Origin of the sequence: Sharpea azabuensis DSM 18934, from assembly GCF_000702165.1 — a bacterium.
Classification (GTDB): domain Bacteria; phylum Bacillota_I; class Bacilli_A; order Erysipelotrichales; family Coprobacillaceae; genus Sharpea; species Sharpea azabuensis.
The window spans coordinates 69511-85492 of the sequence record NZ_JNKU01000005.1 but is presented as its reverse complement, the minus strand read 5'-3'; the positions used below and the strand labels follow the sequence as shown (position 1 = coordinate 85492).

General features: G+C 35.6%; 16 protein-coding genes. 10 read left to right on the top strand and 6 right to left on the bottom strand.

All coding sequences use genetic code 11. The features are described from left to right. Positions 1–515 (top strand): IS200/IS605 family accessory protein TnpB-related protein (locus T529_RS0102420; RefSeq protein WP_033162021.1); only part of this gene is annotated, 515 nt, incomplete at its 5' end. A gap of 448 nt (positions 516–963) precedes the next feature. Here T529_RS0102420 and T529_RS0102415 read toward each other — a convergent pair. Continuing rightward, positions 964–2346, bottom strand: a complete 1383-nt coding sequence (locus T529_RS0102415) for an ROK family protein (RefSeq protein ID WP_033162020.1) — start codon at positions 2344–2346, stop codon at positions 964–966. 247 nt (positions 2347–2593) lie between these two features. On the opposite strand from T529_RS0102415, the gene T529_RS0102410 reads away from it, so the two are divergent. Further along, entirely contained in the window at positions 2594–3913 is a 1320-nt protein-coding gene (locus T529_RS0102410) for an ATP-binding protein (RefSeq protein WP_033162019.1), read from the top strand. Between the two features lie 23 nt (positions 3914–3936). Here the strand turns inward: T529_RS0102410 and sstT are convergent, their stop codons facing one another. Both sstT and T529_RS0102400 read right to left on the bottom strand, forming a co-directional pair. Further along, positions 3937–5211, bottom strand: coding sequence for a serine/threonine transporter SstT (sstT, locus tag T529_RS0102405; RefSeq protein ID WP_033162018.1), 1275 nt, complete (start codon positions 5209–5211; stop codon positions 3937–3939). A 350-nt stretch (positions 5212–5561) separates the two neighbouring features. Then, on the bottom strand, positions 5562–5840 hold the full coding sequence (locus tag T529_RS0102400) for a type II toxin-antitoxin system RelB/DinJ family antitoxin (RefSeq protein ID WP_033162017.1): 279 nt from the start codon (positions 5838–5840) through the stop codon (positions 5562–5564). Positions 5841–6125: 285 nt separating this feature from the next. Between T529_RS0102400 and T529_RS0102395 the strand changes: the two genes are divergently transcribed. Then, positions 6126–6668 carry a type IV toxin-antitoxin system AbiEi family antitoxin domain-containing protein gene (locus tag T529_RS0102395; protein ID WP_033162016.1) on the top strand — a complete coding sequence of 181 codons (543 nt, stop codon included), beginning with the start codon at positions 6126–6128 and terminating at the stop codon, positions 6666–6668. Between the two features lie 192 nt (positions 6669–6860). On the opposite strand, the gene T529_RS0102390 is transcribed toward T529_RS0102395, so the two are convergent. The 3 genes from T529_RS0102390 to T529_RS0102380 all read right to left on the bottom strand — a co-directional run bounded on the left by T529_RS0102390 (position 6861) and on the right by T529_RS0102380 (position 9551). Beyond that, positions 6861–7823 (bottom strand): TIGR03943 family putative permease subunit, encoded by a 963-nt coding sequence (locus T529_RS0102390; RefSeq protein WP_177164937.1) that lies wholly within the window; start codon positions 7821–7823, stop codon positions 6861–6863. 3 nt (positions 7824–7826) lie between these two features. Further along, a complete protein-coding gene (locus T529_RS0102385) occupies positions 7827–8975 on the bottom strand; it encodes a CobW family GTP-binding protein (protein ID WP_033162015.1) in 1149 nt (382 codons plus the stop codon). Positions 8976–9056: 81 nt separating this feature from the next. Continuing rightward, the gene (locus tag T529_RS0102380) at positions 9057–9551 is read right to left on the bottom strand and encodes a nitroreductase family protein (protein ID WP_033162014.1); all 495 of its coding nucleotides are present in this window, start codon (positions 9549–9551) and stop codon (positions 9057–9059) included. A gap of 403 nt (positions 9552–9954) precedes the next feature. Here T529_RS0102380 and T529_RS0102375 point away from each other — a divergent pair, with 403 nt between their 5' ends. The 7 genes from T529_RS0102375 to T529_RS0102345 all read left to right on the top strand — a co-directional run bounded on the left by T529_RS0102375 (position 9955) and on the right by T529_RS0102345 (position 15891). Next, complete coding sequence (locus tag T529_RS0102375) at positions 9955–10593, top strand: ATP-dependent Clp protease proteolytic subunit (protein ID WP_033162013.1); 639 nt, start codon at positions 9955–9957, stop codon at positions 10591–10593. 15 nt (positions 10594–10608) lie between these two features. After that, positions 10609–10890 (top strand): hypothetical protein, encoded by a 282-nt coding sequence (locus tag T529_RS0102370; protein WP_033162012.1) that lies wholly within the window; start codon positions 10609–10611, stop codon positions 10888–10890. Further along, positions 10891–12048: an AlbA family DNA-binding domain-containing protein gene (locus T529_RS0102365; RefSeq protein WP_033162011.1), complete on the top strand. Its 1158-nt coding sequence runs from the start codon at positions 10891–10893 to the stop codon at positions 12046–12048. Positions 12049–12695: 647 nt separating this feature from the next. Next, positions 12696–13010: a PTS fructose transporter subunit IIB gene (locus tag T529_RS0102360; protein ID WP_033162010.1), complete on the top strand. Its 315-nt coding sequence runs from the start codon at positions 12696–12698 to the stop codon at positions 13008–13010. A gap of 31 nt (positions 13011–13041) precedes the next feature. Next, positions 13042–14136 (top strand): PTS fructose transporter subunit IIC, encoded by a 1095-nt coding sequence (locus tag T529_RS0102355; RefSeq protein WP_033162009.1) that lies wholly within the window; start codon positions 13042–13044, stop codon positions 14134–14136. A gap of 27 nt (positions 14137–14163) precedes the next feature. Next, the gene (locus T529_RS0102350) at positions 14164–15003 is read left to right on the top strand and encodes a class II fructose-bisphosphate aldolase (RefSeq protein ID WP_274518630.1); all 840 of its coding nucleotides are present in this window, start codon (positions 14164–14166) and stop codon (positions 15001–15003) included. 18 nt (positions 15004–15021) lie between these two features. After that, positions 15022–15891 carry a ketose-bisphosphate aldolase gene (locus T529_RS0102345; protein ID WP_033162007.1) on the top strand — a complete coding sequence of 290 codons (870 nt, stop codon included), beginning with the start codon at positions 15022–15024 and terminating at the stop codon, positions 15889–15891. The last annotated feature ends 91 nt before the right edge of the window (positions 15892–15982 follow it).

Sequence of the window (15982 nt, the reverse complement as noted above, 5' to 3'; positions counted from 1 at the left end):
CTACGAACAGACAAAAGGCGATTGCAAGAGACCGTAATAACAAAGTCAATGATTACATGAACAAGGCTGCCCGCAAAGTAATAAACTACTGCATCGCTCATGATATAGGCGCTCTCGTAGTCGGTTACAACGAAACGTTTCAGCACAGCAGCCATATAGGGAAGCGGAATAATCAGAACTTTGTAAATATCCCATACGGTCAGCTCCGCAGCAAGCTTGAATATCTCTGCAGACTAAATGGCATTATATTTGTAAAACAGGAAGAGTCCTATACATCAAAATCATCATTCTGGGATCAGGATGACATCCCTGTTTACAATGCTGATAATCCAAGAGAATATCAGTTTAGCGGCAAAAGAGTACACAGAGGGCAGTATAAAACCGCAAGCGGGAAAGCAATCAATGCGGATGTTAATGGCGCATTGAACATCATGCTTAAAAGTAGCGTTGTGGATGTCAGCATCCTATACGGTAGAGGCGAAGTGGACACGCCTGTAAGAATAAGGATTGCCTGACTTGTCAGGTGGAAACTTAAATATCAAACTTCTTAAATAGAGCCGTAAGGCTCTCAGAAGCCACCTACCTTTAGGTGGGTGGTAGTTCACATCATCAATAACAACTGATTTTAGTTCGATATTTTCACTTTCTTTAAAACATTTTATTCAGCTCTATTCTAACCATATCTAACCGAATTAATCAAAATGATTAGAAAATGAATAGAAAATAATATTTGCATTCTAAAGAAAAAATAAAAAGATAATTAGAAGGCATCCCACGGTTAAAACCGTGGGATTAAGTTGATTATTTATGGTTGTATCTTATTATTCATGAAATTTTTGCGGATATCCGCATTTTTATCATGTAAAGAGGAAATGACACTATATGCTTAATTGATTAGGGAATATAAAAGCTAATTTAAAGCTATTTTAACCATTGTGGATAGAATGTGGTTAGAAACTGATGCTAAAGATGTTCATGATAGTACTGGGCAGCGAGATAGAGTTCACCAAGAAGCATATAGTCCTTAATATGTATTGTTTTCTCAATTACAGGCATGACATTTTCAGGTATATCAATAGTTAATGCATCAATGAGTTTCTTTGTATCGGGAATCTGTTCACAATAGTAGATAATCTTGTCAGGAGCAACCATGGCAATCAGGGCGTTTAATGCACATGCAACCATCTTGATTTCTCCCTCTTCAGTCGTATATAAGTCTTGAGGAGAACAGTTGGCATGTTTCATGACTAAAAAGGATTCACCTGAGACATGAGCATGACCGGTATGCAGTTTACCATCGATAATATTGCCAATACCTGAATAGATTGCTCCTCTAGGCTGGAAGAGGAAGGAGAGATTCTCAGTTTCATCCTGCGTAAGATATTGTCCTACTGCCATGGCATTGACATCGTTGTTTAAGACAATAGGAATATCAAACTGATTCTTAAAATATTCATAAACATTCTCATAACTAAAAGTATCACTTTCAGAATAGGGTGTACCATTGTTGATAATACCAGGCATAGCAATACCGACCATCTTAATATCATATAAAGTCAGAATCATTGTAATAATATCACGCATATCTTCTAAACGAAGATGTGATTTGATGACTTCATTAGTGAGTAGGATTTGATTATGATCATAGATACGATAAACAATACGTGTTTTATCCATGTGTCTGATATATCCCAAGACGAGGATTGTTGTGGTGTTGTGGATATCTTTTTTGATGGGAAGATCAATAGGGGAGGTGTCTCTCTTCTTGTAGGTTTCTAGGGATGAAGCGATATGATGGAACATAGCGCCAACATCATAACGGGCAAAGATGGAAGCTGGAATGTCGATAATAAGTTTATGGCGAAGTGCACTTTCTGCTTCTTTATGCTTATAGCTTATTTGTGGGGCAAGTAGAATGACATCATAATTATTACCTTTATGATAGAGATGATCAAAACTCATGGCATCAAAGTGATAATCAAGAGAGATAGCCTGTGCTCCTTCATTCAACAACATCGCAAAATAGCTTGTTGTCAGTCCCCCGCTGCAACAAAGAAGGACACTAAGCGTGTGTTTCTTTTTTGTCTGAATAAGAGCATCCTGGAATTCTTGATAAAGTGCTAATGCATGAGCATTGTTGTTGTACTGGAAGTGGATATAGAATTCAGACTTGGCATCTTTCTTATTAATGACTTCCATCTCAATAATATGATGAGCATTAAAGCTAATGATTCCTGTGGCATAACTTGATTCAAAGGTAAGTTTGTTTTTATCAATTGACTTTGTAAATTCTTTGATTGTTTTATTTTCAAGCTGGTTTCTAAAAGTATGATAGTTGTCTTCCATACACGTGACCTCCATAACACTATTTTATCAAACCACAGGCATAACATAGTTTTTTTTTACATAACTAGGAAAAAATATTCTTGTATCTCGAACTCCCTCGAAAAAGTTGTTCATAAGACTAAAAAGTCGCTTGAAAAAGTTGTTGGTAAGACGTAAAACTCCCTTGAAAAAGTTGTATATAATAGCGAAAAGTCCTTTAAAAAATATTTTGCCTACATTATACTAGAAGTAGAGGAGGATGATTTTTATGCTGAAGAGAAAGATTGATAGACACTTAGAGGAATGGAAGGAAAATAAGAATCATAAACCACTTATTATTAAGGGATGTAGACAGTGTGGGAAAACATCCTCTGTATTAGCTTTCGCAAAGAAGTATTATCAATATGTCGTTTATTTGAATTTCTTTGAGAATCCACACTTTCAAAGCATTTTTCAAGATTCATTGGATATTGATTACCTTACAATGATGATGAGTGCTTTACTTGGTGATAAAGCTATATTTAAGCCAGGAGAAACCATTATTATTTTTGATGAGATTCAGGAGTGTCCACAAGCACGTACGTCATTGAAATTCTTTAAGGTTGATGGACGCTATGATGTTATTGGAACAGGGTCTTTGTTGGGAATTAAAGGATATCGTGAAATGCCCTCATCAATACCTGTTGGCTATGAAACAGTGATAGAAATGTATCCTATGGATTTTGAAGAGTTCTTATGGGCTAATGGGATTACGGATAATATGATTGATATGCTTAGAATTTCTTTAAAGAATGAAACACCAGTTGTTGGTGCATTACATCATAGATTCCAACAACTCTTATTACAATATACTGTAGTAGGCGGTATGCCTGATGCTGTACAGACATTTGTGTCTACAAAGCAAATGGATGCAGTTCTACAGATACAACGTGATATTGTTGCATCTTATAAAGATGATATGATTAAATACGCATCAAATACCGATAAAGCCCATATTAGAGAATGTTTTGAATCCATACCTAAACAATTAAGTAAAGAAAATAAGAAATTCCAATATTCTGTTATAAAAAAAGGATCGACTGCTTCAAGATATATGGGTAGTCTACAATGGATTGAAGATGCAGGTATTATTACAAGATGTTATAATTTGTCAATACCCGAATTACCATTGGATGGAAATGCCATTCAGGATGTTTTTAAGGTGTATATGTGTGATACAGGATTATTTATTAGTATGTTGGAAGATGGGACGCAGTTTGATGTATTAAATGGTCATCTTTATGGATATAAGGGTGCTATTTTTGAAAATCTTATCGCTGATATATTTCATAAGATGGGCAGAAAGCTTTACTATTATCATAAAGATAGTGGTTTGGAGATTGATTTTGTCATGAGATATCATACAGAAGCTGTTCTTGTTGAAGTAAAAGCCACAACAGGTAATACAAAAAGCACAAAAACTATTCTCAATCACCCTGAGAAATATCATATCCAACAAGCTATTAAATTAGGACAATATAATGTAGGAAGAGAAGGTAAGATTCTAACTCTACCTACATATATGGCTTTCTTGCTGACAGACTACTAAAAAAGAGTGAGAATAATCTCACTCTAAGCGTTGTCTGTATTGTTGAATTTTGCTCTTTCTTTTCTAGAATACATGAAGTCAGGGAGGAGTTTGCCCTTCTTCTGCCATTCTCTAAATTCTGCTGTTGCAGCAAACATGACATCACCAGAAGAATTCAAGGCTGTTTCGACTGAATCCTGGACAACACCTAAGATAATTCCTACACCTACAACCTGCATGGCAATACTATTAGGAATATTAAATAAAGAACATGCCATTGGAATCAACAACAATGATCCTCCAGTCACCCCAGAAGAACCACATGCAGCTAATGTTGAAAGAATAGAAAGCATCAATGCAGATACTAAATCAGGATGAATACCTAAAGTATTCGCTGTAGCAAGTGTCATAACGGTAATAGTAATGGCTGCACCATCCATATTAATCGTTGCCCCTAAGGGAATAGAAATAGAATACATATCTCGATCTAAACCAAGCTTCTCACAAAAAGCCATATTAACAGGAATATTGGCAGCTGAACTTCTTGTAAAGAATGCTGTGACGCCTGATTCTTTTAAACATCTAAAGACTAATGGGTAAGGATTACGTCTTAAAACAATAAAGGCAATCAATGGATCAACAACCAATGCCACCAAAAGCATACATCCAACTAATAATCCCAGTAATGAACCATATTTCACAAAGACACCAAGTCCATTAGCTGAAACAGTCTGATAAACAAGCCCCATTACCCCAAAAGGAGCCATATTAATAATCCACTTTACAATCTTCGTAAGAGCATCTGAGATATTACCAATAAATGCCTTAGTACTTTCAGAAGCAAATGACTTTAAGGCAAAAGCAAAGATAATTGCCCAGAAGAGAATGCCAATATAGTTAGCCTGTGCTAGGGCATTAATAGGATTATCCACAAGCTTGAGGAGAAGGTTACTGATGACTTCAAAGATACCACTAGGTACACTCTCTGCCTTATAGGCTGTTCCTAGGGCGATAGTCTGTGGAAAGAGAAAACTTCCTGCAACGGCTACAAAGGCAGCTAGGAATGTTGAAAGCATATATAAGAAGATAACGGACCCAAAACGACGATCCATCTTGCCAGAGCCATTTACTAATGCCGATGTAACTAAGGCAAAGACTAATATTGGAGCAATACCCCTTAATGCACCAATAAAGATATTACCAATAATTTCTAACTTAAGAACCTTCGGTACAATAAGTGCTAAAAGTAAGCCGATAGCTAAACCACAAATGATTCTCACTACAAGACTTGTTTCATTGTATTTCTTAATAATTTTCATTCATATCCCCCTTATTTTGAATGTAGCCACATACTAACATATATCATATTAACTGACTAGTTCTATTTCGCTATTTTAGACATCAATGATAGAGACTTGTAAATAAGACAAATATGCATGTGAATGACTTTATACATCTGACTCATACTACTCACTACAACTGAAAATAACAGTTGCTTAGATATCAACAATGTAACAAATATCAATGACATCAATAATATAAAAGAAAACACTATCTACACTCTTTAAAGAGAAGATAGTGTTTTGTGCTTTGGAATAAATCTGAATGAGATACAGCATTGACATATTTAATATGATTACTCATTAATGCATGATAATAACATGTAAGCTTATTCAAGAGCATCATTAATCATTTCAGCAGCAGAAGAATATTTCTTTGCCGGGATAAGACCATTGGCAATCGCACGAGCTTCTCTCATAGCAGATTCTGTTTCTGTGTTGTATCTCTGCTGCCGAACTTCAAATGGAAGACCACCTTCCATAAGGGATACATGTAGGAAAATATTAATGGCTTCAGTAATAGACATGCCATATTGACTATATAAGTTTTCAAGTTCAGACTTAAATTCTAAATCAATTCGAATATTAATATTTGTAGTTTTAGACATTGAGATCACCTCTATTGGTAAATGTAATGTAATTGTTAGATAAATGCAATCATTGAAGTTAATATAGTAAAAAGAATAATGAAGAACAAGTCTTTTTCAATAAAGAATGGCAAATAATCAATATCAAATGAAGTAAAATATTGATTTTATTCTGATTGAAGATTAATAAACTCTTATGTATAAATTAAATGAAATACGGCAATTATATAATATGCCGAAAATTAATTAAAAGGAGCGTTGATTAATGGAAACAGTTGTACTTCCTGAAGATCAAAAGATTTTTCCATGCAAGAACTTAAAGAAAGAGGTTTATTACAGTATAAGATTAGTAAGTTAGTTAATATGGGGAAATTGATTAAACTGATTAAGAGTTATTTTGAAAATATAAATTATTGTGGTGAGGAATCTGACTTCTATTATGTGGAGGCATATGCACCTAAGGGAGTTATTTGTTTGCTAAGTGCTGCATCATACTATAATCTCACGACATATATTCCAGATGCTGTTGATGTTGCGATACCAAGAAAGGCAAAGATGTCTACTATACCCGATTGGCCACCAATGAAAGTTCATTATTATACAAATGATAGGCATGATATCGGTGTTATTATGGTTAAAGAAGGTAAAAATGAATTTCAAATTTGTAATATGGAAAAGACTGTGGTAGATATCATATATTACAGGAAGAAGATTAGTATTGAAGAAATGAAGGAAATCATGGTGAATTATTTGCGAAGGAAAGAGAGAAATTTGAATCGTCTTATTCAATATGCGCAACTTATGAAATGTGAAAAGGTAATGAGACAATATTTAGATGTCCTATTATGATTTTAATAAAAGAATAATCTTATCTCAAAGCTGACAATTGTAGTTAATATTCAATTTATTAAACACTTAAGTAAATAAAAAGTGCCTAAAAGTCCTTTATTTAAAGGATAATAGGGCACTTTTCTTTTTATTAAAATGTGGTAATTCGCTACATATAATTAAAAGGGATGCCTCGGCATCCCTTAGTATTGATTAGTCAAATGTGACATATTCATAATCAAGTGGTTTTGTGACTTCGATGTTTTCTGCATGTAGCGTAATGACAGGCATCTGTAATTCAGGATCATAATCACTTGTTGTATGACCTTCAATAATGAGCCATTCATTAGGAATGAACTGGTTAATGATTTCTGGTTCACTTTCTACAAGCATACCAATTAATGAAGTATCCTGTTCACAACATACCATGGCATAACGGCCTAGGATAAAGCCATTCTTTCTCACTTTATCTTTACCTATGAACTTACCTTTAATACGTACTTTCTTATTGGCATAGCGTTCTGGATGTTCCATAACATCATAGCAGAAGATACCAAAATCATGATCAGCAACATCAAATTCATCAGCGTTGTAATCATATGGTAATTCATCCTGCATACTATTATCAATAGAACCATCAGACTTCTCATAGATAATCTGTGCTTGCTGGTTCATGGCTTTGATATTGTTTCTCATGAATGACTTCTTAACACCTTCAATACGATTGAAGATGATTAAGTCTGATTGAGAACAATGCTGGAAGAGATAGGAACGCATATTTGTATTGTTGACAAAGTATGTAAACTTGCTGGCATCAATAGTTGTAAGGATCTGGACGATATCCCATCCCTTAGGGAATGGGGCATTCATGAATGTAGGTACATCCCACATACCATTGTATTCTACTAAAACCTGAGTAGGCTGATATTTTGTCTTAAGATCATGCCAGAAGGATGTGTCTTTAAGTGTTTCAATATCTTCTACTTCAACATAGTCAGTATTGTGTTCTTTAAGCTGTTTAACGTCGTATTCTACTTCACCTTCTTCTGTAACGATAAGAACTGTTCTTTCGTCTTCACAGAAGTTTGTGTTTACAATTGTATCATTCGCAAATGTCGTCTTGCCGCTTTCTAAGAAACCAGTAAATAAATAGATTCTTGTTTCAATATTATCCATAGACTAACCTTTCATTAAATCATAGAGCTTCTTGGCATCCAAGTTCTCACCAATCACAACTAATCGACCACCAACATCAGGTGTTGTTTCTCTAATTTCGCTATCACCAGCAACATAGTCAAATTCATACCACTTATTCTCAGTACCTCTTACAATACCCTTAGCTCTTAAGATATTACCTACAGAATCATCATTTGTAAGAACATCAAGCTTTTCTTTAATTTCTTCAGGTGTGAATGTATGTGCTGTTTCTACACCAATTGACTGGAAGACTTCATCAGCATCATGAGCATCTTCTTCATTATAATAGAGTTTTGTATCGCCATCATCTGTATGTGGATGTGCTTCTCCATCATGGTGATGATGGTGGTGATGATGATGTTCATGCTCATGTTCATCGTGGTCATGATGATGTTCATGATCGTGTTCATCATGATGATGACATTCACAATGTTCATCTTCACATTCGTGATCATGATCATGATGGTGGTGATGATGATGTCCTTCAACAGAATGTTCATGTTCTTTAGCAGCTGCAACTAAAGCTTTTTCAAGTGCTTCTTTATTGTTAGCTGCTTCAAGAATCTGATCACCAGTAATTTCATCCCATGGTGTTGTAATAACTGGGGCATGTTCATTTAATTCTCTAACGATATCAAGATCAGTCGCTAACTTAGCTTCATCAACATCCTGTGTTCTACTTAATACAACAATGGATGCAGAAGCAATCTGGTTATTGAAGAATTCACCAAAGTTCTTATGATACATCTTACATTTCTTGGCATCAACAACAGCCAAGAAGCTATTTAATTCAAGTCTTTCATCATTCACCTTTTCAACAGCATCAATAATATCTGATAACTTACCAACACCACTAGGTTCAATGACAATACGATCAGGATTATACTGATCCAATACCTGCTTTAATGATGCTTCAAAGTCACCCACCAAAGAACAACAAATACATCCCTGGGATAATTCATTAACCTGAATCCCTGCATTTCTCATGAAACCACCATCAATAGAGATTTCACCAAATTCATTTTCAATTAAAACAACCTTTTCATTACCTAAAGATTCTTTCACTAATTTTTTAATTAATGTTGTTTTTCCAGCTCCTAAGAAACCAGAAATAATATCTACTTTTGCCATAAAATTCACTCCTTCAAGTTTTGCACTCTTAATAGACCAGTGCTAATTATATATCTTTATGATTAATATGCAAGTCTTCTACTACTTATACCAAGTGATTCTCTCTTCATCATATTTATCATTTGGATCAAGTGTCATATCACTGTAGCCAAATGGAATAATAGCGAAAGCATGCTTGTTTTCTAGATGCAAGATCTTCTCAACTTTCTCCATCCGTTCCTCTTCCGGTGCAATCCCTAGCCATACACCACCTAGTCCTAGGTCTGTAATAGCCAACAAGATATTCTCTGCAGCTATTGCACTATCAATTTGTGCATAGCTTGGAAATCTTAAGTCATCAGTTCGATAAACTACAACAATAGCAACTGGTGCATGCGCAACACATTTGGCATAGGGTGATGAGTTGGAAAGCTCTTCAAGTATTGCCTTATCTTCCACAACAATAAACTCCCATGGCATTTGATTGCCAGCACTAGGGGCATTCATCGCAGCTTTGAGAATGGTTTTGATCTTCTCTTCTTCAACCGGTTGATCAAGCCATTTTCTAACACTGCGTCTTTTTAATATTGTATCCATTTCAATTCCTCACTTACGCTTCTATTGTAGAGGAAATAACTAAAAATGCAAATGATTTGCATATTAATCAATAAAATAGTGCCCAATATATCCACCACTTCAATACTCACTGTAAAAAGTTTATAAGCCAAAATCGAAGTGCTATAATATAATTCCCGAACAAAAAAACTATATCCCCAACACTTATAAAGTATTCCTATCTACTTTTCTCCTCACACGGTTCCTCAATTATTGATTAAGATTTATAATAGTTTATTACATCAACGTACAGATAGTCTTATGAGGTGAACATGTATATATAATATAAGGATAAAGAGTTTTCTTCTCATGGTTAAGCAAGAAGCGAACTTGGGTTATGATGAAACAATAGTATTGTAAGTAGAAAAGAAAGGAAAAGTACATTATGAATTCACAAACAAATCAAGTGTTCGTTTCACAGAGTGTAAACGGACCATTCGCAATCGATGCAAAGGCTTATCTTACTTCTAAGATGAGAAAAGTCACTTTGAGTGATGAGATTACATCGGAGTCTATTGAATCCCTTATTACTATTTGCGAGCTTCTTATTCAAGAAAGCGAAAGTAGTCCAATTACTCTTTATTTCAATACGCCAGGTGGTAGTGTAAATGCTGCTTATCATCTTATTGATTTCATTGAAAGAGCACCAGTGAAGTTCTTTGGTGTTGTCAGTGAAATCTGTGCAAGTGCAGGATCTCTTGTATTTGCATCCCTACCTGAAGGCCATCGCTTCATCATGCCTCATGGTAAAGTTATGATTCATCAGCCTTCTATCACACCTTATTCAATGATTAATTCGACAAGCATCAAGAGTCTATCTGAGATGATTGGTGACAGTGAACGTATGATTTATCAAGATCTTGCGGAATGGACAAAGCATACGGTTACTGAAATAGAACGAGACTGCGAAAAAGAAACATGGTTGAAAGGACAAGAAGCTATTGACTACGGTATTGCTGATCATCTCTTTAGCTATCGTGCATTAAACGAAGTGATTTCTTTTGAAGAAGACATCATGTTCTAGGAGGAAAAAGAGAATATGGAAAAGATGAGAGTTGGTAAGGATGCTTATATGGGTTTACCTGACAATTTTGGCGGTGTAAATCATATGATCGTGGGAGCACCAGGTTCTGGCAAGACAAGATACTTATTGGAACCAATGCTTCTTCAAATGAATACATATAGTCATTTGATTGTTGATATCAAGGACTCGCTCTATCCAAGACTTCATAAGTCACTTGAGGATATGGCTTATGATTACTATTTATCTGGAAGTAAAATGGATATTTCTAAGCTGAAGTTGTTTACGGAGGAGGATTAAGTGAGATATAGCAAATTACCATTAGATGAATTAATATCATTTTTTCTCAAACAAAAAAGAGAAGGGGAATTTTGGGACTTCAAACAGGAATGGTATGAAAAAACTGAAGATTTGCTAAAGGATATAATTTGCTTCGCTAATACAGTTCATGATGAGGATTGTTTTATAATTTTTGGCATTGCAGATGATTTATCAATAACTGGTATGGCGGGAGAGAGAAAAAAACAAGCAGATATAATAGATACAATTTCTAACTTATCATTCGCTGGAGATAACTTGCCAAGTATATCGCTTGAATCCTTAATTTTTCAAGACGTAGAATTAGATGTTTTGCGAGTCTATAATACAAATAAAACACCCGTATATTTAAAGAAGCAATATGGTAAAATGAGACCGGGATGTATTTATGCAAGAATCGGAGATAAAAATACGCCTGATAATGGAAATGCTGAAATTGGAGTAATAGAAAACTTATGGCGCAAACGTTTTGGACTTACTAAAGCACCACTAGATTATATTTTTGATGAGCTAGTCAATAAGTTGAATTGGGTAAAAAGTGATAATGGCTATTATAATATCTATTTACCCGAGTATACCCTGGAGTGTTCTGAAGAAGATTATGAAGCAGGGCGAAGGACTGATGAATTCTATTCCTATGTTCAGACGAATGAATCAACTTCTTATTACATGATGGATATTAAAGCAAGAGGGACTACGTTAGAAAGCTTTCAAATTGTAATTTTAGACGGAGGAAGGTTGAGTATTCCTGTTCCCGAATGGAGATATGTAAACTTTGATAAATACCATCGAGATGTCATCAAATATAAGTGTGTTGTTAAAGGAAGCCATATAGAACAATTGATGCAGTTTATGTATGATCCGGAAAATCCAGATGAAAGATTAGCTTTTACGAGGAACGAGGAAGTCATACTCTTTTTTGAATCAGAAATTGAAAGAAATAATTTTGAAAATTATATCAAAAGCAATAAGTTGAATTTGAAAAAGCGTATTAATAGTTCAAATGCGTTTGATTATATAAAAACCGAATGTGAAGCGAAAACTAATGCATACAAAAAGAGCATTCGTACAGCAATTGTACTTAAGGATATGCTTGAAGAGTTTAGAGGGATTAATAAAATATCATTTGATAAATGTTAAATCTAGCTAATTAAACATGTAATGCAAATTATATTTAATATAGAAGTTTAACGATTGCCGTTGTTATATTGCTATTAGTAAGATATATTATGTTTTTTATATTGAAGTTTATGAGCAAGATAGATGTATACCAATTCTTAAATGTTCGTAATACAATATGAGTTGTTATAAACACCCAGTAAATGCATATGCATCCTGGGTGTTTATATTTAATACACAAATATCATTTTGCTATATGACTTAACGAGACTTTTTGTTTTGATGAAATATAAATAGAGGATGTCTACGCACTATCAACATTGATAAAAAGTATTCATTCCATTCGTTCATATTTATAGACAGGCGGATGATAATGAATTATTTGTTGATTTACTTTATTATGTTTTCAATGTTTAAAATATATGTTATGTATAAAATACTTTATATTAGTATATATTTAGATATACACTAATATTTACAAAATAAGCACTTATAGAAATATCTTTAATAAATCACAAAGGCATAATAATGTTCCCTATTTTAGGGGTAAAAAGAAAATAGAGCACATTATTATGACCATTGTCGTTACGAAATGAAAGCCTTTACATGATAGTATAAAGGCACAGAAGAGACAAGGGATCTCAAAATAATAACAGGAGGTGAACGTCATGAAAATCGTAGCAGTAGCAGCGTGTACATCAGGAATTGCTCATACGTATATCGCCAAAGAAAAGCTCATCAGAGCCGCAGAAGCATTAGGGCATACAATTCATGTTGAGACACAAGGAACAATCGGTACAGAAGACGCATTAACAGAACAGGAAATAAAGGATGCTGATGTTGTCATTCTTGCAGTGGATATCGCTATTACAGGAATGGAACGCTTTGAAGGAAAGCGTACTGTCAAAGTTCCTACAAGCTTAGTTGTCAAGGCACCTAAGCAGATCATTCAGAAAATCGAATCAGAATTACAAAAATCATAAGTCTTTCATTGTTCAGGGAGGAAAAAGGAAAATGAAAAAAGTCTTATTAGAAGTGAAGCAGCACTTGCTGACAGCAATATCATACATGCTTCCATTAGTTGTTGCTTCAGGTTTACTTATCGCAATTGGAAACCTTATGGGTGGCCAGGTAGTTACTAAGATGTCTCAATTGACTATTCCAAGTGCATTTACTTCACTTGGTGTACTAGGAATGGGACTCTTGCCATCATTCATTGCTGGTTATATTTCTTACTCAATTGCTGACCGTCCTGGTATTGCTCCTGGTTTCTTGATGGGCCAGATTGCTTCATTCTTAGGAGCAGGCTTCTTAGGTGGCATCATCGGTGGCTTCGTATCAGGCTATATCGCTAAGGCAATTATCAAGTATGTAAAGGTTCCAAAGTGGGCAGAAGCACTTATGCCTATGATGATCGTACCAACATTAACAGCAGCAATCGGTGGCTTATTGATGTACTTCGTATTAGGTGGTCCTATTACTTATATTACTGGTGGATTACATGACTTTATTACAGGCTTAGATCAGTCTCAAAAAGCATTATATGGCTTCGTTATTGGTGCAATCGGTTGTATTGACTATGGCGGAGCAATCTCTAAAGTTCCTAACCTTATTTGTGATGGCTTATTGCTTGAAGGCATTACTGGTCCTGAAGGCATCAAGGTATTAGCAGCAATGGTACCACCATTCGGTGTAACATTTGCATTATTAATCTCTAAGGTCATCAAGAAGAGAATCTATACAGATCAGGAAGTTGATGCGATCAAGGTAGCATTCCCAATGGGCGTATGTATGATCTCTGAAGGCGTTATCCCAATTGCTATGAATGATCTTATCCGTACTGTTATTTCAACATCTATCGGCTGTGGAGTATGTGGAATGATCAGCTTTATGTTTGGCAATGGTTCTCCTGTTCCATCAGGTGGTGTATTCGTTATCCCTGCAATGAGCAAGCCATTAGTAGCCGTTGCAGCATTGCTTATCGGCTCATTAGTAACCGGTGTATTGCTTGTCGTATTGAAGAAGAGACTTACTGAAGAAGAAGCTAGAAACAATGTCTTCACTGATGAAGAGGAAGAAGTAGATTTATCAAGCATTCAGTTAAGCTAATAGGGGTGATGATGAGTGTATACTTCAATGAAGGGCATGCTTATGCGTGCAAATGAAGGAAATTATGCAGTCATGGCTATCAACTGTTTCAACATTGAAACATCCAGGGCAGTCATTGATGCAGCTGCATCATTAAGAGCTCCAATCATTATCAACATTGTCCAGGAACATCTTGTCAATCATTGTGACAGTGCGCTCATAGCGCCAATCGTGAAGCATCTAGCACAGCGTGCCAGTGTCGAAGTTGCCTTAAACTTCGACCATGGCGCTGACATTGCTCTTGTCAAGAAGGCACTTCATGACGGCTTCTCAAGCGTCATGATGGATGCATCTCGCTATGATCTTGATCAGAACATTGCCATTACACGCAGCATTGTTGAATTCGCCCAGACATATGGTGCCTCAGTAGAGGGTGAAATCGGATGCATGGGTGCAAATGATGGACATCGTACAGATGATGATATGAAGACACGCCCACAGGAAGCTTTAAGATTCCTAAAAGAAACTGGCGTTGACTGTCTTGCAGTATCTTATGGATCAAGCCATGGCAATTATCCTGAAGGCTATGTACCTAAGTTTGACTTTGAACGGCTCAAGGAAATCAAGGAACTTACACATGCTCCACTCGTATTGCATGGTGGTTCCGGCTCAGGTGATGAGAACATCATCAATTCAGTCAAATATGGTATCAACAAAATCAATGTAGGCTGTGATTTCATGAATGCGAACACAGCAGCAATAAAACAGCATTTAGCAGAGGATCCAGACATCAATTACTGGGTCATGATGAATCAGGTTGAAAAGGAAAGTCAACAGATCGTCAAGCATTATATTGAACTATCAGGTTCAGTCGGAAAATCATTATAAAAGAAGAGGTAGAAGATTATGTTAATGAATATGGCAGATTTGCTTAAAGTCGCAAAGGAAAATAAATTCGCAGTTCCAGCTTTTAATATTGGAAGTGATCAGTTATTAAAGGCTGTCATGAAGAAGGTCAATGAATTACAGTCACCAGTTATTCTTGAAATGAGTCCAGATGAATTCAGATTCGTAGGTTACAGTCAGATTCAGGCAATGATCTATGAAGCAACAAGAACAAATGTCCCAGTAGTCATCCATCTTGATCATGGTGATACATATGAAACGGTTGTAAAGGCAATCCAGGCAGGTATGACATCAGTCATGATTGATGCTTCAAGACTTCCTTATGAAGAAAACGTAGCCATCACAAAGAAAGTCGTAGAAACGGCTCATTTAGCTAATGTCTCAGTTGAATCAGAATTAGGAACTATTGGTACAACTGGCAACTCTATCGAAGGTGGAACACAGGGCGTTATCTATACTGTTCCTGCTGAAGCAAAGCAGTTCATTGAAGATACAGGTATCGATACATTCGCTGTCGCAATTGGTACTGCACACGGCATCTATCCAAGCAACATGAAACCAAAGCTAAGAATTGACATCTTAGATCAGATCACAGAAGAAGTTACTATTCCTCTTGTATTGCATGGCGGTTCTTCAAACAAGGATGAAGAAATTGCTGCAGCAGTAAAGCATGGTATCTCAAAAATCAATATCTCATCAGACATCAAGTCTGTGTTCTATAAGAAGACTCGTGAAGTTCTCAATGCGAACCCTGACTATCGTGAACCTTTGGAAATCTATCCAGAAGGCATGAAGGAATGTGAGCGTGTTGTTGAAGAAAAATGTAGATTATTTGACTCAGTTGGAAAAGCAAGCTTGTATACAAAGTAATCCAAACTGATTATTGATAGCTGAATGGAACAGGGAATAGATTGCTGGAAAGCTCGTACATTTGTTAGTCTCCAAACCAATCTCAATGAAA